23 protein-coding genes and 1 riboswitch are annotated in these 22,737 nt (G+C 73.0%); of the genes, 19 read left to right on the forward strand and 4 right to left on the reverse strand.

Annotated elements, in window-relative coordinates; all coding sequences use genetic code 11:
* Positions 1 to 60: 60 nt before the first annotated feature.
* Positions 61 to 2,301, forward strand: coding sequence for a glycerophosphodiester phosphodiesterase family protein (locus DGO_RS00800; protein WP_083847160.1), 2,241 nt, complete (start codon positions 61 to 63; stop codon positions 2,299 to 2,301).
* 292 nt (positions 2,302 to 2,593) lie between these two features.
* Here the strand turns inward: DGO_RS00800 and DGO_RS00805 are convergent, their stop codons facing one another.
* Positions 2,594 to 4,099, reverse strand: coding sequence for a carboxypeptidase M32 (locus DGO_RS00805; protein ID WP_014683566.1), 1,506 nt, complete (start codon positions 4,097 to 4,099; stop codon positions 2,594 to 2,596).
* Positions 4,100 to 4,208: 109 nt separating this feature from the next.
* On the opposite strand from DGO_RS00805, the gene DGO_RS00810 reads away from it, so the two are divergent.
* From DGO_RS00810 to DGO_RS00855, 10 genes are all read left to right on the forward strand, one after another.
* On the forward strand, positions 4,209 to 6,059 hold the full coding sequence (locus tag DGO_RS00810; RefSeq protein ID WP_043800444.1) for a S9 family peptidase: 1,851 nt from the start codon (positions 4,209 to 4,211) through the stop codon (positions 6,057 to 6,059).
* Positions 6,060 to 6,129: 70 nt separating this feature from the next.
* A complete protein-coding gene (locus tag DGO_RS00815) occupies positions 6,130 to 6,654 on the forward strand; it encodes an RNA 2'-phosphotransferase (protein WP_014683568.1) in 525 nt (174 codons plus the stop codon).
* 69 nt (positions 6,655 to 6,723) lie between these two features.
* Positions 6,724 to 7,596 (forward strand): DUF1206 domain-containing protein, encoded by an 873-nt coding sequence (locus tag DGO_RS00820; protein WP_050920848.1) that lies wholly within the window; start codon positions 6,724 to 6,726, stop codon positions 7,594 to 7,596.
* Complete coding sequence (locus DGO_RS00825) at positions 7,593 to 8,339, forward strand: Sir2 family NAD-dependent protein deacetylase (protein ID WP_043800446.1); 747 nt, start codon at positions 7,593 to 7,595, stop codon at positions 8,337 to 8,339. Before DGO_RS00820 ends, DGO_RS00825 begins: the two co-directional genes overlap by 4 nt.
* An 84-nt stretch (positions 8,340 to 8,423) precedes the next feature.
* A riboswitch (FMN riboswitch) is annotated at positions 8,424 to 8,600 on the forward strand.
* Between the two features lie 37 nt (positions 8,601 to 8,637).
* The gene (gene ribD, locus DGO_RS00830) at positions 8,638 to 9,744 is read left to right on the forward strand and encodes a bifunctional diaminohydroxyphosphoribosylaminopyrimidine deaminase/5-amino-6-(5-phosphoribosylamino)uracil reductase RibD (protein WP_014683571.1); all 1,107 of its coding nucleotides are present in this window, start codon (positions 8,638 to 8,640) and stop codon (positions 9,742 to 9,744) included.
* Complete coding sequence (locus DGO_RS00835; RefSeq protein WP_014683572.1) at positions 9,744 to 10,385, forward strand: riboflavin synthase; 642 nt, start codon at positions 9,744 to 9,746, stop codon at positions 10,383 to 10,385. The genes ribD and DGO_RS00835 overlap by 1 nt, the downstream gene beginning before the upstream one ends.
* On the forward strand, positions 10,382 to 11,596 hold the full coding sequence (locus DGO_RS00840) for a bifunctional 3,4-dihydroxy-2-butanone-4-phosphate synthase/GTP cyclohydrolase II (protein ID WP_014683573.1): 1,215 nt from the start codon (positions 10,382 to 10,384) through the stop codon (positions 11,594 to 11,596). The genes DGO_RS00835 and DGO_RS00840 overlap by 4 nt, the downstream gene beginning before the upstream one ends.
* A gap of 82 nt (positions 11,597 to 11,678) precedes the next feature.
* The gene (ribH, locus tag DGO_RS00845) at positions 11,679 to 12,164 is read left to right on the forward strand and encodes a 6,7-dimethyl-8-ribityllumazine synthase (RefSeq protein WP_014683574.1); all 486 of its coding nucleotides are present in this window, start codon (positions 11,679 to 11,681) and stop codon (positions 12,162 to 12,164) included.
* 45 nt (positions 12,165 to 12,209) lie between these two features.
* Complete coding sequence (locus DGO_RS00850; protein ID WP_014683575.1) at positions 12,210 to 13,247, forward strand: DUF4357 domain-containing protein; 1,038 nt, start codon at positions 12,210 to 12,212, stop codon at positions 13,245 to 13,247.
* A gap of 88 nt (positions 13,248 to 13,335) precedes the next feature.
* Positions 13,336 to 14,856, forward strand: coding sequence for a DUF512 domain-containing protein (locus DGO_RS00855; protein WP_043800449.1), 1,521 nt, complete (start codon positions 13,336 to 13,338; stop codon positions 14,854 to 14,856).
* Positions 14,857 to 15,141: 285 nt separating this feature from the next.
* Here DGO_RS00855 and DGO_RS00860 read toward each other — a convergent pair whose 3' ends face one another.
* Entirely contained in the window at positions 15,142 to 16,065 is a 924-nt protein-coding gene (locus DGO_RS00860) for a LysR substrate-binding domain-containing protein (RefSeq protein WP_226991405.1), read from the reverse strand.
* A 78-nt stretch (positions 16,066 to 16,143) separates the two neighbouring features.
* On the opposite strand from DGO_RS00860, the gene DGO_RS00865 reads away from it, so the two are divergent.
* The 4 genes from DGO_RS00865 to DGO_RS00880 are packed head-to-tail and all read left to right on the forward strand — an operon-like array spanning position 16,144 to position 19,228.
* Complete coding sequence (locus DGO_RS00865; RefSeq protein ID WP_014683578.1) at positions 16,144 to 16,650, forward strand: GNAT family N-acetyltransferase; 507 nt, start codon at positions 16,144 to 16,146, stop codon at positions 16,648 to 16,650.
* A 45-nt stretch (positions 16,651 to 16,695) separates the two neighbouring features.
* Positions 16,696 to 17,226 (forward strand): hypothetical protein, encoded by a 531-nt coding sequence (locus DGO_RS00870; RefSeq protein ID WP_014683579.1) that lies wholly within the window; start codon positions 16,696 to 16,698, stop codon positions 17,224 to 17,226.
* A complete protein-coding gene (locus DGO_RS00875; RefSeq protein WP_083847161.1) occupies positions 17,223 to 18,410 on the forward strand; it encodes an MFS transporter in 1,188 nt (395 codons plus the stop codon). The genes DGO_RS00870 and DGO_RS00875 overlap by 4 nt, the downstream gene beginning before the upstream one ends.
* Positions 18,407 to 19,228 carry an enoyl-CoA hydratase/isomerase family protein gene (locus DGO_RS00880; protein ID WP_014683581.1) on the forward strand — a complete coding sequence of 274 codons (822 nt, stop codon included), beginning with the start codon at positions 18,407 to 18,409 and terminating at the stop codon, positions 19,226 to 19,228. Before DGO_RS00875 ends, DGO_RS00880 begins: the two co-directional genes overlap by 4 nt.
* 29 nt (positions 19,229 to 19,257) lie before the next feature.
* On the opposite strand, the gene DGO_RS00885 is transcribed toward DGO_RS00880, so the two are convergent.
* Positions 19,258 to 20,211 carry a LysR family transcriptional regulator gene (locus DGO_RS00885; protein WP_014683582.1) on the reverse strand — a complete coding sequence of 318 codons (954 nt, stop codon included), beginning with the start codon at positions 20,209 to 20,211 and terminating at the stop codon, positions 19,258 to 19,260.
* A gap of 137 nt (positions 20,212 to 20,348) precedes the next feature.
* On the opposite strand from DGO_RS00885, the gene DGO_RS20850 reads away from it, so the two are divergent.
* Positions 20,349 to 20,693: a hypothetical protein gene (locus DGO_RS20850; protein ID WP_014683583.1), complete on the forward strand. Its 345-nt coding sequence runs from the start codon at positions 20,349 to 20,351 to the stop codon at positions 20,691 to 20,693.
* A gap of 19 nt (positions 20,694 to 20,712) precedes the next feature.
* Here the strand turns inward: DGO_RS20850 and DGO_RS00895 are convergent, their stop codons facing one another.
* Positions 20,713 to 21,672: a metallophosphoesterase family protein gene (locus DGO_RS00895; protein WP_226991406.1), complete on the reverse strand. Its 960-nt coding sequence runs from the start codon at positions 21,670 to 21,672 to the stop codon at positions 20,713 to 20,715.
* 138 nt (positions 21,673 to 21,810) lie between these two features.
* Here DGO_RS00895 and DGO_RS00900 point away from each other — a divergent pair, with 138 nt between their 5' ends.
* The 3 genes from DGO_RS00900 (at position 21,811) to DGO_RS00910 (ending at position 22,734) form a co-directional block, all read left to right on the forward strand.
* Positions 21,811 to 22,011, forward strand: a complete 201-nt coding sequence (locus tag DGO_RS00900; RefSeq protein ID WP_014683585.1) for a hypothetical protein — start codon at positions 21,811 to 21,813, stop codon at positions 22,009 to 22,011.
* Between the two features lie 75 nt (positions 22,012 to 22,086).
* On the forward strand, positions 22,087 to 22,353 hold the full coding sequence (locus tag DGO_RS00905) for a hypothetical protein (RefSeq protein ID WP_043800451.1): 267 nt from the start codon (positions 22,087 to 22,089) through the stop codon (positions 22,351 to 22,353).
* 18 nt (positions 22,354 to 22,371) lie between these two features.
* Positions 22,372 to 22,734, forward strand: a complete 363-nt coding sequence (locus DGO_RS00910) for an MmcQ/YjbR family DNA-binding protein (RefSeq protein WP_014683587.1) — start codon at positions 22,372 to 22,374, stop codon at positions 22,732 to 22,734.
* The last annotated feature ends 3 nt before the right edge of the window (positions 22,735 to 22,737 follow it).

Below are 22,737 nucleotides of genomic sequence, written 5' to 3' on the forward strand. Positions count from 1 at the left end.
CTGACCCCCCCCTGACCCGCCGCGCACGCCTTCCTGACGTGCGCGGCTCATCTTTTTCATATGTCTAACCGTTCCAAATACGGCGCCCTGGGCCGCCTGTCGCTGCTGCTCTCGCTCGCGCTGGGGGGTGCCCAGGCCGTGACGCTGGTGGGCTACGCCGAACTGCCCGCCGACACCTTCGCCGCCGGTCCGGCCAGCGGGGCCTACTCGGGTGGCCTGCGCGGCGAGGCGCGCTTTCCCAGCCAGCCGGTGCAGGGCTTTTCGGGCGTGCAGTTCGGGCCGCAGGGCAGCTACTGGTTCCTGAGCGACAACGGCTTCGGGGCCAAGAACAACAGCGCCGACTCCCTGCTGCGCATTCACCGCCTGAACCTGACGCCCAAGACGGCGCCGACCGGCACGGGCCGCGTCGAGGTCGGCAACTTCATCTCGCTGCGTGACCCCGACCGCAAGGTGGCGTGGCCCATCGTGGGCGAGGCCGGCCCCGAGCGGCTGCTGACCGGCGCGGACTTCGACCCCGAGGGCTTTTTCTTCGCGCCCGACGGCACGCTGTGGGTGGGCGACGAGTTCGGGCCGTACCTGCTGCACTTCAGCGCGGACGGCCGGTTGCTCGACGCGCCCATCCCCACGCCCAACCTCGCGGGGCTGCCCACGCTGCGCGGCCAGGCGCCGGTCGTGGTGGGGCACCGGGGCAGCAGCGGCACGCGCCCCGAGCACACGCTGGAATCGTACCGGGTCGCCATCGAAGGCGGGGCCGACTTCATCGAACCCGACCTCGTGGTCACAAAGGACGGCGTGCTGATCGCCCGGCACGAACCCGTGATCGCGGTGGTGGACGCGGCCGGCAAGGTCACCGAGGCGACGGTGGACGTGGCCTCGCACCCCGAGTTCGCCTCCCGCCTGACCACCAAGAAACTCGACGGCGTGGACGTGCGCGGCTACTTCGCCGAGGACTTCACGCTGGCCGAACTCAAGACCATGCGCGCCGTCGAGCGCCTGCCCGCGCTGCGGGGCCGCGCCTACGACAGCCAGTTCGAGGTGCCCACCCTGGCCGAGGTGATCGCTCTGGTCAAGGACGTCGAGGCGCGCACCGGGCGCAAGGTCGGCCTCTACCCCGAGACCAAGCACCCGACCTACATGGCGCAGGTGGCGGGGCGCGACGTGTCGCAGCTCCTCGTGGACACGCTGAAAAAAGAGGGCTTCACCGACCCCGCGCGCGTGTTCATCCAGTCCTTCGAGACGGCGAACCTGCGCGACCTGAAGGCCAACATCATGCCGAAGGCGGGCGTGAACCTGCCGCTGGTGCAGCTCGTGAGCAGCCCCGACGAGGCGCCCTACGACTGGACCGCGAAGGGCGACGCGCGCAAGTACGACGCCCTGACCACCGACGCCGCCCTGCGCGACATCGCCAGCTACGCCAGCGGCGTGGGGCCGTACAAGCGCTGGATCGTGGACGAGAAGGCCCAGACGACCGATTTCGTGACGCGCGCCCACGCCGCCGGTCTGCTCGTCCACACCTGGACGATGCGCAATGAGCCCGCCTACCTGCTGCCCGCCTACAAGAACGACCCCGAGGCCGAGATGCGCCAGTTCCTGCGCGCGGGCGTGGACGGCTTGTTCACCGACTTCCCGGCGACGGGCGCGAAGGTGGCCGCCGAGTACACGGCCGCGCAGGTGCGCAGCCCCCAGAACCCGGCCTTCTCGACCGGCGCGGCGAACGCGGCCAACATCGGCAGCAGCGGCGGCTTCGAGGGCCTGACGCTGGGCGTGGACGGCGTGACCGCCTACGCCCTGCTGGAAAAGACCGTGGCGGGCGACGTGTCCGGGCAACTGCGCCTGCACGCCGTGAACCTGGGCACCCGCCAGTGGGCGCTGGCCGGCCGCTATCCGCTGGAGGATACGGCCAACGCCATCGGGGACCTGACCCCGGTGAACGCCGATACCCTGCTCGTGCTGGAGCGTGACGGCGGCAGCGGCGCGGCGGCGAAGTTCAAGCGGGTCTACAGCGTGAGCCTGCGCGAGAAGAACGCCGACGGCACCCTGAAAAAGACGCTGGTGGCCGACCTGATGAACGTCAGCGACCCGCAGAACCTCGCGCCCAGCACGGTCGCGGGCAAGTTCACCTTCCCCTACGTGACCATCGAGAACGTCATCGTGCTGGACGCCGACACGATCCTGGTCGCCAACGACAACAACTACCCGGCGACGGGGGGGCGCGGGGCGACGGTCAAGGACGTGAACGAGTTCCTGTGGCTGAAGCTGGACCAGCCGCTGACGCTGGGGGCGGGGGTCGGGCGGCGCTGAGGCGCAGCTAGAGGCGTCTCGGGGTTGGAAGGCTTTCGGGTTCGACTTGCCCTCCCCCCCCAGCCCCCCTCCCGCTGGGAGGGGGGAGCTTTTTCGCTGCGCTCGGCAAAGAGTCGTTCCGGGTGTCGGTCGGGCGGCTCTGCCCTGCGGCGTGACGGCTCCGCTCGGGGCCAGCCCTGCCCGCTCGGAATGGCCCGCGCGCTGCGCGCACGACGGCCTTCGTGGGTGTGGGGCAGTGGGGCGGAGTCAGGCTCTCTCTACCCGTCACACTCCACTGCCCACTCCCCGTCTCTCACAGTCCGTACAGCTCGGTGTACTTCTCGCGCAGGTACTTCAGGTATGGCTCGACGGTCATGGGCTGGCCGGTCGTGCGCTGGATGAGGTCGGTGGGGGTGTACAGGCCGCCGGGGGCATATACGTTCTCGCGCAGCCAGCCGTGCAGGCGGCCGAAGTCGGCGCGGGCGATGTCGCCCTCCAGGCCGGGGTTGGCGGCCTCGGCAGCGGCGTAGAACTGGGCGCTCAGGACGTTGCCGATGGTGTAGCCCTGGAACGCCCCGCCGATCTGCCCGAAGTACCAGTGCACGTCCTGAAGGACGCCGTCGCGGTCGTCGGGCGCGCGCAGGCCCAGGTTCGCCTCATAGGCGGCGTGCCAGGCGTCGGCCAGGTCGCGCACGGCGAGGCGACCGCCCAGCAGCTCGCGCTCCAGCTCGTAGCGGGTGATCACGTGCAGGTTGTAGGTCAGCTCGTCGGCGTCGGTGCGGATCAGGCTGCGGGCGACCACGTTGCTCGCGCGGTACATCTCTTCTTCGGTCACGTCCGCGAGCTGCTCGGGGAAGGCGTCGCGGAACTTGCCGAAGTACGCCGCCCAGAAGGCGCGCGACCGGCCCACGAGGTTTTCCCACAGTCGCGACTGGCTCTCGTGGACCCCGGCGCTCACGCCGCCGCCCAGGGGCGTGCCCAGGAGGTGCGCGGCCACGCCCTGCTCGTACATCGCGTGGCCCGACTCGTGCAGGGTCGAGTACAGCGCGTCGCCCGGGTCGTCCTCGCGCACGCGGGTCGTGATGCGGACATCGTGCCCGCCCAGGCGCGTCATGAACGGGTGGTGCGTGAGGTCCTGTCGCCCGGCCGTGAAGTCGTAGCCGTAGTCGCGGATCACGGCCTCCCCGAAGGCGAGCTGGGCCGCCTGCGGGTAGTGCCGGTGCAGGAAGTCGGTGCGCGGGGCGCGGGCCTGCGCCGCCGCGTCGGCCAGCGGCACCAGGGCGGCGCGCAGGCCCGAGAAGACCTCGTCCACCTGCGCGGCCGTCATGCCCTCGTCGGACTGGTCGATGAAGTAGTCGAGCGCCCCGCCGTACTCGGGAAAGTAGCTCGCGGCCTGGAGGCTGAGGTCCAGCGTCTTTTCCAGGATGGGCACCATGCGCGCGAAGTCGTTGGCGGGCCGGGCCTCGGTCCAGGCGCTGTAGCTGTTGCCGCCGTGCTCGCTCAGCTCGGCCACGAACGCCGAGGGCAGCCGGGTCGCCTCCTCGAAGTTCTTGCGCGCCACCGCCAGCATCCGCGTCTGCTCGGGCGAGAGGTCGCCGCGCCCGCCCGCCTCGTCGAGCATCCGGCCGTAGGCCGCGTCGGTGGCCTCGGCGTGACGTAGCCGCGACAGCAGCGCCATCTGGCGCGCGCGGCCCGCCGAGGCCGCCGGGGGCTGGTAGGTGCTCTGGTCCCAGCCCAGCAGCGCGCCGATGCCTCCTAGGTCGGCCAGGGTCTGCCAGCGGTCGAGAAGCGCCTGCCACTGCGGATCACTCTGTGTCATGAAGGCCAGGGTAGCGCGCGGGCCGGGGCGGGCCGGGGCCGGTAAGCCAGATGGATCAGGAGCGCCATGTGCCGCCGCTCCGGGCCGGGGCCGCCCCTACACTCTGCCCATGACCCCCACCGAGCCGTCGGCCCGCCCGATCCACCTCGAAGACCTCGTGGCCCTGCCGCTGACCTTCGGGCTGACCGTCTCGCACGGGGGAGACCAGGCCGCCTTCTACAGCAACACGACCGGCCGCTTCGAGCTGTACGCCCTGGACCTGCGCACGCGCGAGCGGCGGCGGCTCTCGGACGGGCAGGTCGCCCGCTCGCCCAACGCGGGCTTCGTGTGGGGCCGGGGCGACCGCGCGCTGTACTTCAGCCGTGACCGGGACGGCGACGAACGGCAGGCGCTGTTCGAGCTGGAGGTCGGGCCGGGCACCGTGCGCGCCCTGGACCACGCCCCGCAGAGCATGGACTACGTGAAGGACACGCACCCGGACGGCCGGAGCCTGCTCGTGAGCAGCACGCGCGGCGGCCGGATGAACGTGCACGCCTACGACCTGTCGCGGGAGGGCGACGCGGCCTGGACGGCCCTGACCGCCTTCGAGCAGGGCGCGCACGAACCGCGCTCCAGCCCCGACGGTACGCGCGTCCTCCTGAGCGCCAACGAGAGCGCCGACCTCAAGAACCTCGACGGCTACGTGGTCAACGCCGACGGGGGCGGCCTGCGGCGCGTGCTGCGGGTGGAGGAGGGCAGCCGCGACAGCCTGGGCCACTGGCACCCCGACGGCGTGCGGGTGGCCGTGACCAGCGACGCCGGGGGCCAGGGGCGGGTGGGCGTCCTGAACGTGGACACGGGCGACCTGCGCTGGCTGACCCCGGCGGGCGCGGCCTCTGACGAAAGTGCGCTGGAGTTCTCGCCCGACGGCCGCTGGCTGGCCGTGCTCCGCAACGTGGACAGCACCCTGACCCCGGTGCTGTACGGGGTCGAGGACGGCGGGGCGCGCGAACTGCGGCTGGCGCCCGGCGTCTCGTCAGGGGCGCAGTTCGCGCTCGGCGGCAGCCACCTGCTGCTGGAGCGCTCGACGAGTGCGGCGCGCGCCGCCGTGCTGCTCTACGACCTGCGCACCGACACCGCCGAGGTGCTGCTGCCCGCCGAGTACGGGGCCATCGACCCCGGCGTGTTCGTGGAGGCCGAGTATGTCCGCTACCCCACGACCGACGGGCTGCACGTGCCCGCGCTGCTCTACCGGCCCCGGAACACGCCGCCCGGTGCCCGGTTGCCGGCGCTCGTACACGTGCATGGCGGGCCGACCTGGCAGTTCTTCCGGAACTTCGACGAGGTCACGCAGTTTCTGGTGAGCCGGGGGTACGTCGTGCTGTGCCCCAACGTGCGCGGCAGCACCGGCTCGGGCGTAGCGTGGCGCGACGCCAACCTGCGCGACTGGGGCGGGCGCGACCTTGAGGACGTGGCGGCGGGGGCCGAGTACCTGAAGACCCTGCCCGAGGTGGACCCGGCGCGCCTGGGCGTGTTCGGCGGCAGCTACGGCGGGTATCTCAGCTACCTCGCGCCCGTGAAGTACCCGGAGCTGTTCCGGGTGAGCGTGCCCATCGTCGGGATCAGCGACCTGCACGCCCTGCACGCCGCCAACAGCCGCGACATGCCGCAGCTCGCGCAGTACTTCCGCTCAATGATGGGCGACCCGGTGCAGGACGCCGAGTTGTGGCGCGACCGCAGCGCCCTGACGCACGCCGCGCGCCTGAAGGCCCACATGTTCATGATGCACGGCGCGAACGACCCCCGCTGCCCGGTGGGGCAGGCACGCGGTTTCCGCGACGCGCTGGTCGCCCTGGGCCGGCGCGAGGGCGAGGACTTCGAGTACGCCGAATTCGGGGACGAGGGCCACGGCTCGGCCGACGTGGCGGGCCGCACGCGCAGCTACCGCCTGCTGGCCGACTACCTGGAGCGGCGGCTGTAGCCCCCCGCCATGGCCCCGGCAGGCCACCTGGCCGATGCGCGGGGCGCGTCCCTTCTCCCAGACTGGCCGCATGAACGACAAGGCCCTCTCGCACCGCCTCTCGTACCTGCTGAGGCACGCGCCGCACGAGGCGGGCGTGCTGCTGGAGCCGGGCGGCTGGGTGCCCCTCGCCCCGCTGCTCGCGCACCTGGGGGTCACGCGGGAGCAGGTCGAGCGGGTGGTGGCCGACAGCGACAAGCGGCGCTTCGCGCTGGCGGGCGCGCGGATCCGCGCCAACCAGGGCCACAGCGTGCCGGTGGACCTGGAACTGGTGCCTGCCCCGCCCCCTGCCGAGCTGTACCACGGCACGACCGGCGGGGCGCTCGCGGCCATCCGTGAACAGGGGCTGCGGGCCATGACCCGCCACCATGTCCACCTCTCGCCCGACCGCGAGACGGCGCGGCGGGTGGGCGCGCGGCGCGGCCCGCCGGTCGTGCTGACGGTGGCGGCCGGGGCGATGCACGCCGCCGGATACGTGTTCTCTCTCTCCGAGAACGGCGTGTGGCTCACCGGCGCGGTGCCGCCCGGCTTCATCCGCTTTCCCGGCCTGACCTGAGGTGCCCCGGCCCGCCTGAAGAACACCGGAAGGCAGGCCGGGGCCCACCCCCCCACAATGGGGCGCGACATGGCCGACGAACAGCAGAGGGTGGGCGACCTGCGCCGGGCGGGCGAGCAGGCCGTGCAGGAGGCTGCGCCGGGCCTGGAGGCGCTCGCCCGTTTCGGCTACGCCTGCCGGGGCGCGGTGTACCTCACGGTGGGGGGGCTGGCCCTGACCCTGGCGGCCGGTCGCCGGGGCGGCGCGGCCACCGACACCCAGGGGGCCGTGCGCCGTCTGGAGGACCTGCCGCTGGGCGAGGTGCTGGTGGGCGTCCTGGCGCTGGGGCTGGTCGGCTACGCCCTGTGGCAGCTGCTGCGCGCCGTACTGGACCCTGAACGCCTGGGCACGGACGCGGCCGGACTGGCCCGTCGCCTCGGCTACCTCGCCAGCGGGGCCGTGAATCTGGGCGCGGCGTGGTTCGCGGTGCGGCTCGCCACGCAGGCCCGCGTGGAGGACGGGGCCAGCGCGCAGGACCTCGCGGCGCAGGTGCTGGCGCTGCCGGCCGGGCAGGTGCTGCTGGGGCTGGGAGGCGCCGCCCTGCTGGGGGCGGGGGTCGCCGAACTCGTCAGCGCCGCGAAGGGCAAATTCATGGCCTTCATCGCGCTGCGCGGCGTGGGGGCCGACCATGCCGGGACACTGCGCCGCGTGGGGCAGCTCGGCACGGCGGCGCGCGGAACCGTGCTGGGGCTGGTGGGCGCCTTCGTGCTCGTGGCGGCGGTGCAGGGCGAAGCGGCCGGCGTGCGCGGCACCGGCGGCGCGCTGAACTGGCTGCTGAACCGGCCCGGCGGGGCGTGGCTGCTCGGCGCGGTCGCGCTGGGCACCGTGTGCTACGGCCTGTGGTGCTTCGTGCAGGCGCGCTACCGCCACATTCAGGTGCGCTCCGGGCTGGACGCGGCATGACGCCCGAGCAGGCCCGCGCCGCCCTGGCCGCCGCCCGCCGCGTGGCCGTCCTGACGGGCGCGGGGGTCAGCGCCGAGAGCGGCATCCCCACCTTCCGCGACGCGCAGACCGGCCACTGGGCACGTTTCCGGCCCGAGGACCTCGCCAGCCCGCAGGCCTACTGGCGCGACCCGGAGCTGGTGTGGGACTGGTACGCCGGGCGCTACCGCGACGTCATGGCCGCCGAGCCCAACGCCGCACACCTGCTGCTGGCCGAACTGGAGCGCGAGAAGGGCGCGGGCTTTTTCCTGGCGACCCAGAACGTGGACGGCCTGCACGGGCGGGTGGGCAGCGGCACCCTGGGGGGCACGCTGGCCGAGCTGCACGGCAACCTCACCCACGCCCGCGACGAGGTGACGGGCGAGGTCCATGCGCTGCCCGCCCCGGACGCCCTGACGCTGCCGCCCACCTCGCCCGCCGGGAACCGCATGCGCCCGAACGTGGTCTGGTTCGGCGAGGACCTGCCTGGAGACGCCCTGGAGGCCGCCCAGGACGCCTTCGCCGCCGCCGACGTGGCGCTGGTGATCGGCACGAGCGGCGTGGTGTACCCGGCCGCCGGGCTGGCCGCCTGGACCCTGCGCCGGGGCGGAATCGCCGTCGAGATCAATCCGCAGCCGACCGACCTGACGCCGCACATGACCCTGAGCCTGCGCGCCGGGGCCGCCGAGGGCCTGCGCCTCTTAATGACCCCTCCATCCGGTTGACCTCCGGTGGGGGGGCGGCCCATTTGTCCCGCCGCCTTGCTCTAGCCTGGACACGGCCCGCACCACCCTCTGCGGGAACGGGCCGACCTCTTTCGGGGCGGGGTGAGACTCCCCACCGGCGGTGACTCCGACAGGACAGCCCGCGAAGCCTGCTTAAATCCATGAACGCGCAGGCCCGATCTGGTGAAACTCCAGAGCCGACGGTAAACCACGGACCGACCCCCAGGGGCGGCCCGCAAGTCCGGATGGGAGAAAGGGGAAACGTTCAGCTCGCCACCCCGGCGGGCGACGTCACCATATGAAGACGGAATATCCACCCTCCGAGGTGGACCACATGCGTTTGGCGCTGCGCGAAGCGGCGCGGGGCCAGCCTACGGCGGCCCCCAATCCCCCCGTGGGTTGCGTGCTGGTGCGCGGCGGCGAGGTGGTCGGAAGCGGCTTTCATGTCCGCGCCGGCGAACCCCACGCCGAGGTGCTCGCGCTGCGTGCGGCCGGCGAGCAGGCGCGCGGGGCCACGGCCTACGTCACGCTCGAACCGTGCGCGCACACCGGCCGTACGCCCCCCTGCGCCGACGCCCTGATCGCGGCGGGCGTCGCGCGGGTGGTCGTCGCCGCGCTCGACCCCGATCCGCGCGTGGCCGGACAGGGCGTGGCGCGGCTGCGCGCGGCGGGCGTAGACGTCACGGTGGGCGTGCTGGAGGACGAGGCCACGCGCCAGCAGGCCGGCTTCCGGATGCGGGTCACGGCGGGGCGGCCCTGGGTCGCCTACAAGTACGCCATGACCCTCGACGGCCGGGTGGCGGCGCAGGGCGAGGGGCGCGGCGCCGTCACCTCGGCCCCCGCCTGGGCGCGCGTCATGGCGTGGCGGGCCGAGGCCGACGCGGTGGCGGTCGGCTCCGGCACCGTGCTGGCCGACGACCCGCGCCTCACCGTGCGTGGCCCGGAAGACGGTGCGGCGGGTGGGCACGACCCCCGGCCCGTGGTGTTCGACCGGAGCGGGCGTGTACCCCCCACGGCGCGGGCGCTGCGGCCCGGCAGCGTGCTGATTACGGCGCCCGGCACCGATGCCCGGCCGTACGAAGAAAGGGGCGTGACCGTGCTGCGCGTAGGCAGCCTGCCCGGCGCCCTGCGCGCCCTGGGTGACCTGGGCCTGAACACCCTGCTGCTGGAGGGCGGGCCGACCCTGGCGACCGCCTTCTTCGCGGCCGGGCTGGTGGACGAGGTGCGCGCCCTGGTCGCCCCCAAGGTGCTCGGTGCGGGCCTGCCGCCCCTCGCGCTCGCCCCGCGCCCGATGGCGCAGGCGCACGAACTGAGCGACCTCCAGATCGAAGTCCTCGGCCCGGACCTGCTCGTCTCGGGCCTGGTCCGCCCCGTTCCCCGCCTCGCGGCGGCAGGAGGCATGTGATGTTTACCGGAATCGTCGAACAACTCGGGCACGTGACCCGCACCGAAGAAGTGGGCGGCCTGACCCGCCTGACCGTCGCCCCCGAGCGCATGTGGACCGACCTGAGCCTGGGCGAGAGCGTGGCCTGCTCGGGCACCTGCCTGACCGTCACCGGCTGGGACGAGCGCAGCTTCACGGCCGAACTGAGCCAGGAAACGCTCGCCAAGACCGCGCCGCACTGGGTCCGGGGCGGCTGGCTCAACCTCGAACGCGCCATGACGGCGCAGGCCCGGTTCGGGGGCCACATCGTCAGCGGGCACGTGGACGGGGTGGGTGAGATTCTGGAGGTGGAGGAGGCGCCGGGCGCCTACACGCTGCGGGTGCGGGCGCCGCGCGCCCTGGCCGGCTACCTGACCCCCAAGGGCAGCGTCACCGCCGACGGCGTGAGCCTGACGCTGGTGGACGTGGGCGGCCCCGGCGGCACCCGCCCCGGGTGGCCCGCCGAGGACTTCAGCCTGTGGCTGGTGCCGCACACCCTGGCCGTGACCACGCTGGGCGGCTGGCGCGTGGGCTCGCGCATCAACCTGGAGGCCGACCAGCTCGCCAAATATGTCGGGCGACTGCTGGCGCTGCGGGACGCGGGCCTGGAGACGGTCGCATGAGCCTCGCCTCCATTCCCGAACTGCTGGCCGAACTGCGCGCGGGCCGCCCGGTGATCGTGGTGGACGACGAGGGCCGCGAGAACGAGGGCGACCTGCTGATGCCCGCCGAAACTGCCACCTCCGAGTGGATCGCCTTCATGGCGCGCGAGTGCCGGGGCCTGATCTGCGTGACGCTGAGCCCCGAGCGCGCCGCGCACCTGAACCTCGCGCCGATGGTCGGGGCGAGCTCGGACCCGCACGGCACCGCCTTCACGGTCAGCGTGGACCACGTGAGCAACAGCACCGGCATCAGCGCGCACGACCGGGCGGCGACGGTGGCGGCCCTCATCGACCCGGACGCGCGGCCGGGCGACTTCCGGCGGCCCGGCCACCTGTTTCCGCTCGTGGCGCGGCCCGGCGGGGTGCTGCGGCGCGCCGGGCACACCGAGGCGGCGGGCGACCTCGCGCGGCTCGCGGGCTTCGCCGACGCCGGGGTGATCTGCGAGATCATGAACGACACGGGCGAGATGAGCCGCCTGCCCGAACTGCTGACCTTCGGCGCGCGTCACGGCCTGAAGGTGGGCAGCATCGAGGCCCTGATCGCGTGGCGGCGCGAGCACGACCCCCTGCCGCCGGAGGCGGAGACGCCGCCCCTGGTCATGCGGCAGGTGGCCGAGTCGCGGCTGCCGACCGCCTACGGTGAATTCCGTCTGGTCGGTTTCGAGGACACCCGCACCGGGGCCGAACACGTCGCGCTGGTGATGGGCGAGGTGGCGCCGGAGCCGCTGCTCGTGCGCCTGCACTCCGAGTGCCTGACCGGCGACGCCTTCGGCAGCCTGCGCTGCGACTGCGGGCCGCAGCGCGACGCCGCCCTGCGCGAGATCGCGCGGGAGGGCCGGGGCGTGCTGGTGTACCTGCGCCAGGAGGGCCGGGGTATCGGCCTGCTGAACAAGATCCGGGCCTATGCCCTGCAAGACGGCGGGGCCGACACCGTGGACGCCAACCTGCGCCTGGGCCTGCCCGCCGATGCCCGCGACTTCGGGGTCGGGGCGCAGATGCTGCGGCTGCTGGGCGCGCGGCAACTGCGCGTCCTGACGAACAACCCCCGCAAGCTCGCGGGCCTGGGCGACTTCGGCCTGGAGGTCGTGGAGCGCGTGCCCCTGCATGTAGGCGAGGGCCGGCACAACGCCGCCTACCTCCAGACCAAACGCGAGCGCCTGGGGCATCTGTAAGGAACCCCCGACAAGCCGCCTCTTCCGGGAAGGGGAACCGGGCCGCCGAGTTCTCCTCCCCTTCTACAGCCAAGGAGTCCACATGAACCGTATCGAAGCCAACCTGCTCGCCCATGACCTGCGTTTCGCCGTCGTCTCGACCCGCTGGAACCACCTCGTCGTGGACCGGCTGGTCGAGGGCGCCGAGCTCGCCTTCGTGCAGCACGGGGGCCGCAGCGAGCAGCTCGACCACTACCTCGTGCCCGGCTCCTACGAGATGCCGCTCGTCGCGCGCCGCCTGGCCGAGTCCGGGCGCTACGACGCCGTGGTGGGCCTGGGGGCCGTCATCAAGGGCGACACCGATCACTACGACTTCGTGGCGGGCGCGGCGGCCACCGGCCTGCTGAATTCGTCGCTGCACACCGGGGTGCCGGTCGCCTTCGGGGTGCTGACCACCGACACGGTCGAGCAGGCCCTGAACCGCGCGGGCATCAAGGCGGGCAACAAGGGCGCCGAGGCGGTCCTCGCCATGATCGAGACCGCCAACCTGCTGCGGCGCATCGGGGCGGGGGAGGGGCAGCCGGGCTGAACTCTGCGCGCTGGCCCCGGCCCCGCGCCCCCTATACTCGCCGGAATGTCGCTTGCCGAGGTACAGGACGCGGTTCAGGCCATTCAGGGCTGGCTGGATGACCCGCCGGGCGAGGCCGTGGTGCGTCAGTGCATCGTGCTGCGCCTGCTGCTGGCGGCCGGTTTCGACATTTGGAACCCGCAGGAGATCGTGCCCGAGGAAACCAACGCGGGCGGAAGGCGCTCCGACTTTCTGGTGCGGCGCGGGCAGGGCCGCTTCGCGCTGGAAATCAAGGGCATGGGCGTGACGCTGGGCAACCGCGAGTACGAGCAGGCCGTGACCTATTCCGTGCACGAGGGCAGCCGCTGGGCCGTCGTGACCAACGGGCGCAAGTGGGTGGTGCTCGACGAGCATCTGCCCGGGCGCTACGAGCAGCGCGCGACCCTGACGCTCGAAATGGGCCACGACACCGAGCATTTTGCCAGTGATCTCTATGCCGTCCTGAGCGCCGAGGTCTGGGAGCGCGACGCGCTGGAAGGGGCCGTCGCGCAGGTCAGGGCCCGCCAGCAACGCCGCACCGACGAGGCGAAGATTCGCCGCGAGAAGACGCGGGTGGTCGAGGCCACGCAGAAGGAATTCGAGATCGCCACCTTCGGGAAGGCCGCCGACGCCGCGAGCAAGATGGGCCGGATCACCGAGGCCGAGCGGGACGTGCTGCTGGGGCTGGGTGAAGGTGTACCGTCTGCGCCACAGGGAGACATCGAATTCACCTCTGCGGTGGGCGAGGCGCGGGCCACGGCGATCTACCGCCCAGACGACGGAAGCTGGACGGTCAAGGCGGGGAGTACGGCGCGCCGGGAACTGCTGCCGGGCAGTTCGAGCAGAGGTGTTCGGAATCGCCGTCAGAAATTGCTGGATGAGGGCGTCTTGACGGTCCTCGATGACGGGCTGCTGCTCTTTGCCCGTGACCTGAGCCACAGCAGCCCGAGCAGCGCCGCCGCAGATATCGCCGGTGGAGCCCGGAACGGCTGGGAGGTCTGGCGGGACACCGTAGGCCGACCCGCTCAACACCACCGGCCCACTAAGCAGGCTGCGTCACCTTAGGACCACCCCAGTTCTGTTAAACTTCTTTGCTTGAGTCGGGGCCGCGTGATTTGGATAACCCAGGGCCGTCCCGAGATGAGGTGAATCCATGACGGCAGCCCCGGAATTCCCCGGTCCACACATTCCCGAAGAGATATTCTACCCCGCGCCCATCAAGACCGTGGAGGCGGGTAGCCCCGCCGAGCGTGCGGGCGTGCAGCCTGGCGACGTGCTGCTGCGCGTCAACGGCGAGGCCGTGACCGACGTACTGGCCTACCGCCACAAGCTCTCGCAGGGCGTGGCGACGCTGGAAATCGCCCGCCCCCGCGAGGCCCCGCGCGCCATGACCGGCGTGCCCGGCACGGCGCAGGACCACCACCGCCTGTTCCTGCCCGCGCCGCCCAGCCTGGAAGACACCTTCACCTTCACGGTCGAGTGGGAAGACCCAGGCCTGGACTTCGAGGAAGTGCTGTTCGACGGCATCAAGAAGTGCGCCAACAAGTGCGATTTCTGCTACGTGCACCAGATGCCCCGGGGCTTCCGCAAGAGCCTCTACATCATGGACGACGACTACCGCCTGTCGTTCCTGTACGGCTCCTTCGTCACGCTGACCAACCTCACCGAGGGCGACATCAACCGCATCCTGGACGAGAACCTCTCGCCGCTGTACGTGTCGGTGCACAGCTCGAACCAGGAATTGCGCCAGGACATGATGAAGTGGTGGAAGCTCAAGGTCAAAGACGAGCAGGCCGTGCAGATTCGCGGCATGATCGAGCGCCTGGAGAGCATCGACCTCTACACCCAGATCGTCCTCGTGCCCGAGCGCAACGACCGCGAGAACCTCGACGAGACGGTCGAGTACCTCAGCAGCCGCCCCAACGTGATCTCGGCGGCGGTCGTGCCCATCGGCCTGACCGGGCACCGCAAGAACCTGCCCGACGTGCGCACCTTCAACCGCGAGGAGGCGCAGGACACCCTGGCCCGGTTGAACGTGTGGCGCAAGAAGTTCCTGGCCGAGCGCGGCACGCGCTTTATCTTTCCCAGCGACGAGCTGTACCTGCTGGCCGGCGAGCCGCTGCCCAGCGAGGAGGAATACGAGGGTTTCCCCATGCTGGAAAACGGCGTGGGCATGATCCGCGACTTCCTGACCGAGCCGCTGCCCGAGCTGCCGGCCGCGTTGCCCGAGCCGCGTAAGGTCATCCTGGGCACGGGCGCGCTGTTCGCCGAGTCACTGGACTTGGCCGTGCAGCCGCTGCGCGCCATCGAGGGCCTGGAGATCGAGGTGCGCCATGTGGTCAACAAGACTTTCGGGGATATCACCACGGTGGCGGGGCTGCTCACGGGACGCTGCTTCCGGCACGCGATCAAGCCCGGCGAGGCCGACCTGCTGCTCGTGCCCAACTCGACGCTGCGTTACGGCACCGAGCTGATGCTCGACGACGTGAGCCTCACCGAACTGCGTCAGGAGCTGAAGATGGATATCCGGCCGGGCGGGGCCACGCTGGGCGAGCTGGCGCGCGTGATCTTGCAGGGCACGCAGAGCAGCGGCACCCAGTGGGGCATGAGCGCGCACGCGGTCAAGGACCGGCCGCTGGAGGAGAAGGTGGCCGAGCAGGGGATGCACGCCTGAAGGTGGGCTTGCGGGGGGCCGTCCGGGCGACCGGGCGGCCTTCTTTTCGGAAGGTGGCGGAGTTCTCCTGCCTCCCCCAGCCCCCTCCAGAGGAGGGGGAGCTTTTTCGCTGCGCTCGGCAGAGAGTCGTCTCGGAAGTCGGCGGGGCGGCTCTGCCTTACGGCGTGACGGCTCCGTTCGGGGCCAGCCCCAGCCGGGTTGGAATGGCCCGCGCGCTTTGCGCACGACGGCCTTCGGGGGGACCTGGGCGGTGGGGTCGGGGGGGCGCTCCGGCTTTCGCTGCTTCTATACGCTCTCCTGCGCCACCTCGCCGGCCAGTTCGGCAAAGGCGCGCACGAGGGGGCGGGCCTCCCCCTCACGCTGCACGAACTGGATTTCGCTGCGCAGTTCGGGGCCGCGCAGGGGCAGGCACACGACCGAGTCGGGGGCGACCTGGCGCACGCACGCGGGGGCGATGGACACGCCCAGGCCCGCGCCCACCAGGCGCAGGATGGTCAGCCACTGCGAGGCCTCCTGGGCGATCACGGGACGAAAGCCGTGTGCGGCACACAGGCTCAGCGGCTGCTCGTAGGCCCGCGCGCCGGCCGAGCGCGGGTAGTACACGAAGGGATCGCGGCGCAGCGCCGACACGTCCATGTCGGCCCCGTCCGCCGCCGGGTGGTGGGCGGGCAGCACGGCGACATACGGTTCGGTGAACAGCGTGCGGACGCTCAGGCCGGGGGCAGGATCGGCGTCGCGCACCAGCCCGGCGTCAAGGTCGCCTGCCAGCAGGCCTGCGACGACCTGCGCCGTGAAGGACTCGGAAAGCTGAAGCTGGGCGAGCGGCGCGGCCCCCCGGTAGCGCCGCAGCAACTCGGGCACGACCGTCAGGATGGCCGATCCCGCGAAGCCCAGCCGCAGCACGCCCTGCGCCCCCTGGCCCACACGCCGGGCCTCGGCCACGTCCTCCTGCACGTGGCGCAGCGTGCGCCGGGCGCGCTCTAAAAAGGCCTCGCCCGCCGCCGTCAGCTCGACCGAGCGCGAGTTGCGCCGCAACAGCTCGGCCCCCACGATGGCCTCCAGCCGCCGGATCTGCTGCGAGAGGGGCGGCTGGGCGAGGTTCAGGCGCGCCGCCGCCCGCCCGAAATGCAGTTCCTCGGCCACGGCCACGAAGTAGCGCAGGTGCCGCAGTTCCAGGCCATGGCCCAGACCGGAGAAGTCTTGATCCACGTCGGCAGGATATTGGACATCTCGCCCAGCCCTGCCGATACTCGCCTGACCGGACGCAGACCGGAGGAAGAGGTGCCCATGAACGAACCCCTGCTGAACGAAACGCGGCCACCCGCCCTGAGCCTCGCCCCCCTGGCGACCGATGCCGACCGCGCCGCCTTCCGGGCACTGAATGAGGCCTGGATCTCCGACTTCTTCGAGCTGGAGGCCGCCGACCGCGCGGCGCTGGCCGACCCGGACGGGCACTATGTCGCGCCGGGCGGGGCCGTGTTCATGGCGCACCTGGAGGGGCGGGCGGTGGGCTGCGTGGCCCTGTGCCCGGAGGGGCCGGGCGTGTTCGAGGTCTCGAAGATGGCGGTGGACCCCGCCGCGCAGGGCCGGGGCGTGGGGCGGCGGCTGCTCGCGCACGCGGTCGCGCAGGCGCGGGCTATGGGGGCGCACAGGCTGGTGCTCGCCAGCAACGCCCGCCTGGGGCCGGCCGTCCACCTGTACGAGAGCGTGGGCTTCCGGCACCTCGCGGCCCACGAGCGGCCGCATACGCCCTATGCCCGCGCCGACGTGTTCATGGAGCTGGCGCTGTCCTGACCGGGCCGCCGCGCGCCCCGTCCTGGCCGCGCTAGCCTCGGGGACATGCTGACTTTCGCGGAAGCCGCCCGCCGCCCCGTGGCCGAGGTCGGGGCCGAGACGCACCGTCTGGCCGCCCTGGAGGCCCCGCCGCGCGGCCTGCTGATTCCGGCGGCTTTCGAGGAGGCGTATTACCGGGGTGTGAATCTGCCCGAGACGCTGGGGCGGCTGTTCGTTGGCGTGAATCCGGCGCGCATCGACGAGGACGCGCTGGAGCCGCTGTGTGCCCAGGCGCAGCTTCTCGTGCGCACAAGCGCGCTGATGGACGACGCCGTGCAGCTGCTCTACCGCGCGCTGGGCAACGCGGGCCTGAGCACGGGCGAGGTCCAGGCCCGCCGCCCGGACGGCCCGTGGTCCGAGGTGGCCCCGCGCGTGACCCCGCCCGGCACCGCCGCCCTGCACGCCGTCAAGCGGCTGTGGGCGCGCGACTGGGACCTGGAGAGCGTGCTGGAGCGGCTCGACACTTCGGGCGGGGTGGGGCTGGAGGCGCGGCCCACCCTGCTGCTGGCCGGGCCGGGGAGCGCGGCGACGCCATGACCCCGCCCGGACGCGGCCCCTCGCCGCTGCTGTTCGCCGCGCTGGGGACGCTGGTCTTCCTGAACGTGTACGCCCCGCAGAGTCTGTTGCCGCTGCTGTCGCGCGAGTTCCGCGTGGGGGCGGCCGAGGTGGGCACGGTCGTCGGCGCGACCACGCTGGCGATGGCGCTGGCCTCGCCGTTCGTCGGCGTGCTGGCCGACGCGCTGGGGCGGCGGCGGGTGGTGGTGTGGGCCTACGCGCTGCTCGTGCTGCCGGCCGTGGCGGCCGTGTTCGCGCCGACGCTGGGCACCCTGAACCTCGCCCGCTTCGCGCAGGGCCTCCTTATTCCCGGGGTGATGGTGGCCTTGAACGCCTACATCGCCGAGGAGGTGCCGCCGGCCGGCCGCGCCCGCGCGCTGACCGCCTATGTCACCGGCACCGTGCTGGGCGGGTTTCTGGGGCGCTTCCTGGCGGGGCTGGTCGCGGACGTCCAGAGCTGGCACGCCGCCTTCTGGCTGCTGGCGCTGGCCTCGCTGGCGGGCTGGGGGCTGGCGCGCACGCTGCCGCGCGAGGCGGGCTTCACGCCCCGGCGCGACCCGCGCGCCGTCGCGGCGGGCCTGGGCGCGCACCTGCGCAACCCGGCGCTGCTGACGACCTGCGCGGTCGGTTTCCTCATCCTGTTCACGCTGGTGGGGCTGTTCAACACCCTCACCCTGCGCCTCGCGGAGGCCCCATATGCGCTCACGACCGCGCAGACCGGGGGCGTGTTCGCGGTGTACCTGCTGGGGGTGGTCATCACGCCGCTGGCCGGGCCGTTCCTGGCGGCGCGCGGGCCGCGCACGGCGCTGCTCACGGCGGTCGGGGCCAGCCTCGCGGGGCTGCTGCTGACCCTGGCCGCGCCCCTGCCCCTGGTCGTCCTCGGGGTGGCGGCGGCGGCCTGCGGGGTCTTCCTGTCGCAGTCGGCGGCGCTCGCGGCGGTGCAGCGCAGCGTCACGGGGGCGCGCAGCCTCGCCACGGGGCTGTACCACAGCGCCTATTACGGGGGGGCCGCCCTCGCGAGCGTGGTCGCCGGGCAGGTGTTCGCGGCGCGGGGCTGGGCGGGCGTGGCGGCGCTGGTCATGGGCAGCATGGCGCTCGCGGGGCTGGTCGGGGTGTGGGGCTGGCGGGGCCGCGCCGGGGCCGGGAGTGCTAGCCTCCGGCCATGACCACAACCCAGCTCACCGCGCCGGGCGCGTATCCCGGCCTCCGGGTCACGCTGCACGAAGGCGGCATCCTGGAACTCGTCCTCGACTCGCCGCAGACCCTCAACAGTGTGGACGCGCGCGGCCACCGCGCCCTGACCGAGATCTGGCGCGACATCGACGCGGCGGCGGGCGTGCGCTGCGTCCTGATCCGGGGCGAGGGCCGGGGGTTCTCGTCGGGCGGCGACTTTTCCATGATCGAGGAGATGACGCAGGACTTCACGGCGCTGGCCCGGGTGTGGCGCGAGGCGCGTGACCTCGTCTACAACGTGGTCAACTGCGGCAAACCCATCGTGAGCGCCATCCACGGCCCCTGCGTGGGGGCGGGGCTGGCGGTCGCCCTGCTGGCCGACGTGAGCGTCGCCGCCCGGACGGCCCGCCTCGCCGACGGGCACGTGCGCCTGGGGGTGGCGGCCGGCGACCACGCCGCGATCATCTGGCCGCTGCTGTGCGGGCTGAACAAGGCCAAGTACTACCTCCTGACCGGCGAGAGCCTCAGCGGCGAGGAGGCCGAGCGCATCGGGCTGGTGAGCCTGTGCGTGCCCGACGAGGACCTGCTCGACCGGGCCTGGGCGGTGGCGCGCAGGCTCGCCCAGGGCAGCCCGACCGCCGTGCGCTGGACCAAATACGCCCTGAACAACTGGCTGCGGCAGGCCGGGCCGACCTTCGACGCGAGCCTCGCGCTGGAATTTCTGGGTTTCACCGGCCCCGACGCCCGTGAGGGGCTGGCGAGCCTGCGCGAGAAGCGCCCACCCCGATTCGAGGAGGACGCGCCCATCTGAGGTCCTCCTCGCCCCTTCCCGCGCGGCCCTCAGTGCAGCGCCGGGGGCCACGCTCCGGGCGGCGGGGTGGGGGGGCCCCCCGGAACGCGGGCGGCCAGGGTCCGGGTGAGGGTGTCGGTAAAGGCGCGCAGTAGCGGCAGGTGCGCGCGCCAGGGCAAGACGGCCAGGGCCAGCGGCCGGCTCAGGCCCCCCGGCAGCGGCAGGCTCACCAGCCCGCCCGGCAGGGGATGCAGGGCCAGCCGGGGCAGGATGGTCACGCCCAGTCCGTGCGCCACCATGCTCAGGATCACGCTGTCCTGGGGGTTCTCGGTCAGGCCGCTGAGCGATACCCCCTCCCGCTCCAGGTACTGCCGGACGAGCCGGTGACACTGGTCGCGCCCGGGGGGCAGGAACAGGGTCTGGCCGCTCAGCTCTTCCAGGGTGGCGGGGTGGTCGCCGCGCGCCGCCGGGGCGACGAACAGGTACTCGTCGTAGACCAGCGGCGTGAGGTGCAGGCCCGGCGTATGTCCCTGCACGACCACCGCCGCGTCGGCGCGCCCGGTGCGCAGGGCAAGTTCGGCGTCGGTCTCCTCGGTATCGCCGTCCAGCAGCACGGTCCGCACGCCGGGGTGGGCGCGCCGGAAGGTCGCCAGTGCCGGGGGCAGCAGGTGGGTGGCGACCGACCGGTACGCCGCCACGCGCAGGGTCCCGCTGAGTTCCCCGCTGTCCTGCGCGGCCAGCAGCACGTCCCCGGCGGCCTGCACGGCGGCGCGGGCATGGGCCAGCACCCGTTCTCCGGCGGCGGTGGCGACCGTGCCGCCGGGCGTGCGCCGCAGCAGGGGCCGGCCGGTCATGGCTTCCAGGCGGCCCACCGCTTCGCTGAGGCTGGACTGCGAGACCCCCAGTTCGGCCGCCGCCTCGCCGAAGCTCCCGGCCTGCGCCACGGCGATCAGGGCGCGCAGTTGCGAGAGGGTCGGCGTCGGTGGAGCAGGGTCCCGGCTCATGCCCCAGTGTAGGCGGGTACGCGGGGCCCGGCCCATCGGGTCAGCCGATGGATGGGCGGGGTCACGCCCGGACCGGCCGATGGTCAGCCGCGTCCAGGAAGCGCATTCTGGCCGCATCGCCCCGGAGGAGGCCCCCCATGACCCAGCACCGCCCCGCCGCCCCGACCCCCGTCCGCCCGCCCCGCACGGTCCAGCCTGCCCCCCGGGCCCTGCGCCCCGCGCCGCCCGCCGCGCTGCCCCTGCCTGTCCCGGCGGCCCAGCCCGTCATCCTGATCGCGGAAGTGGTCCTGCCCGGGCGCGACCTGACGGCCCCGGCCCTGCCCGGATGGACGCTACGCCTGTGGCCGGTGGCCCGTCTGGGCGACGCGACCCTGGAGGCGCGTCCCGACACGCCCCAGGCCTCGGCCCAGGACCTGCGTGCGGCGCTGGCCGAGCTGGGCATCGGCGTGCTGGGGCCGCTGCGCCCACGCGGCCGGACTTGACCCGGGGGCCTGGGCAGCCCTACCGCAACGTCTCGACCCGCAGCACCGGCCCGCCCAGGCCGTCCACGCGGGTGGGCAGGCTGGTGGCGGGCACCGCCGCGCCCGTGTCGGCGTCGTAGGCGCTCAGGCGCACCTCGCCGCCCACCACGTCCAGCACCGTGACCACGCTGCGCGCCGTGCCGGGCGCGCCCACATAGTCGCGCCCGCCGATGCCGCCGCTGCCCAGCACGTTCAGCCCGCCCAGGCGACCGGGGTAGTACGCCGCCTGATGCCCGCTGACATAGGCGGTCACGCCGCCACGCTCCATAACCGCGCGCAGGGCCAGGGCGTCGGCAGGCCGGATGACCTCGCCGGGCCGGTTCTTCTCGCGGCTCAGGCCCGCCAGCGGCAGATGCCCGAGCACCAGCCGCACGGCGGCGGCGCGGGCGGCGGGTGTAGCGAGCTGCGCCGCGAGCCAGCTGCGCTGCGCGGCGTCCACCCCCGGCCCGGTGGCGTCCAGCACGGCCACGAACAGCGCCCCCTGCGTGAAGCTGTAGCGGAAGGGAAAGGCCGCGCGCTCGGCGTAGGTCAGGGCGGGCGGGTGCGCGCCCCAGTAGGCGGCGGCCTCGCGGCGGTCGCGTGCCAGACTGGCGTCGTGGTTGCCCAGCGCGAAGGCGAAGGGAATCCCCGCCCCCGCCAGCGGCTCGCGCACGTCCCGCTCGAAGGCGGCCCACATGGCCCGGACATTCACGTCACTCAGGCTGGCCTTCTGGCCTGCGATCAGGTCGCCGGCCGAGAGCACCAGCGCCGGTTTCCATTCGTTCAGCACGCGGCCCAGCACCCGCCCCAGGGCTGGGGGATAGTGGGTGCTGCCGTAGGGCCCGTTGAAGTCGCTCAATAGCACCAGCCGCAGCGGGGTGGGCGGCGCGGACTGGGGGGCGGCGGCCTGGACCGGTCCCCAGAGCAGGGCGGGCAGCAGCAGGGCGAGAAGGCGAGGCACGCCTCCACTTCAGCACACGGAACGGTCAGCTCCGCGTCTAGACGCCTCCTGAAGTTAAAGGTTGAGTAAATGTAAACTTCAGGAAGCCTCAAGACGGCGTCGTCCCGGTTTCGCCTCCCGTCCTCCAAGGAGCCGCCCATGTCTGACCCTGCCTCCCTGAACCGCACGACCTTCTCGCTGGCCGACACGGCGCGCGGCGACGACGGCGAGCTGTACCACCTGCCCACCCTGCGCCGCCTGCATGCGCTGGGGCACCTGCGACCCGGCAGCGCCGCCTATGTGCTGCTGATGCAGGTGCTGGCCGACGCTGCGCCCGCCCGCGCCCGCCTGATCGCCTGAGCGGCCCGGCGGTTCCTGAAGGCCCGCTGCGGTGCGGGCAAATCCGGAGCTGACCCGGCGGCGGCACACTGGGGCATGACCGACGACCGCCGTGACGCCCTGCCCGTGGTGCCCAACCTGAGTGTGCGGGAGGACGCCCCCGAGACGGAGGTGCGTGCCGAGCAGGGACCGGCCCCCGCCGACCTCGCGGGGCGCGCGGCGCCTCCTGTTCCTACCCCCAGCGGTGAGGGCCTGAGCGCCGCCGAGGTGGCCCGCCTGACCGGCGACGGTGAGGAGGCCGCCGCTGCCGACCGTGACCTGAACCGCGCCGAGGGCGTGGACCCCGACTCCTCGGAGAGCTGAGCGGCCCATACTCGGGCCATGCAGACGGTCGCCGACCTGCGCGCAGCCTGCGCCGCCTTGCGCGGCTCGCAGGAAACCTTTCCCTTTGGACCGGCCACCCTGGTCTTCAAGGTGGCCGGCAAAATGTACGCCCTGACCGATCTCGGAGCCGATCCCCTCACCCTGAGCCTGAAGGTGCGGCCTGGGGACGGCGAGGCGCTGCGGGCCGGGTATGCGGGCATCGCAGCGGGCTACCACCTCAACAAGCGCCACTGGGTCACGCTGACGCTGGACAGGGTGCCGGAGGCCCTGGCGGCCGACCTGCTGCGCGGCAGCTACGCCCTGGTGGTCGCGGGCCTGACGCGCGCGCAGCGCCGGGAACTGGAGGGGGCGGCGGAGTAGTCG

Source organism: Deinococcus gobiensis I-0, assembly GCF_000252445.1.
Classification (GTDB): domain Bacteria; phylum Deinococcota; class Deinococci; order Deinococcales; family Deinococcaceae; genus Deinococcus; species Deinococcus gobiensis.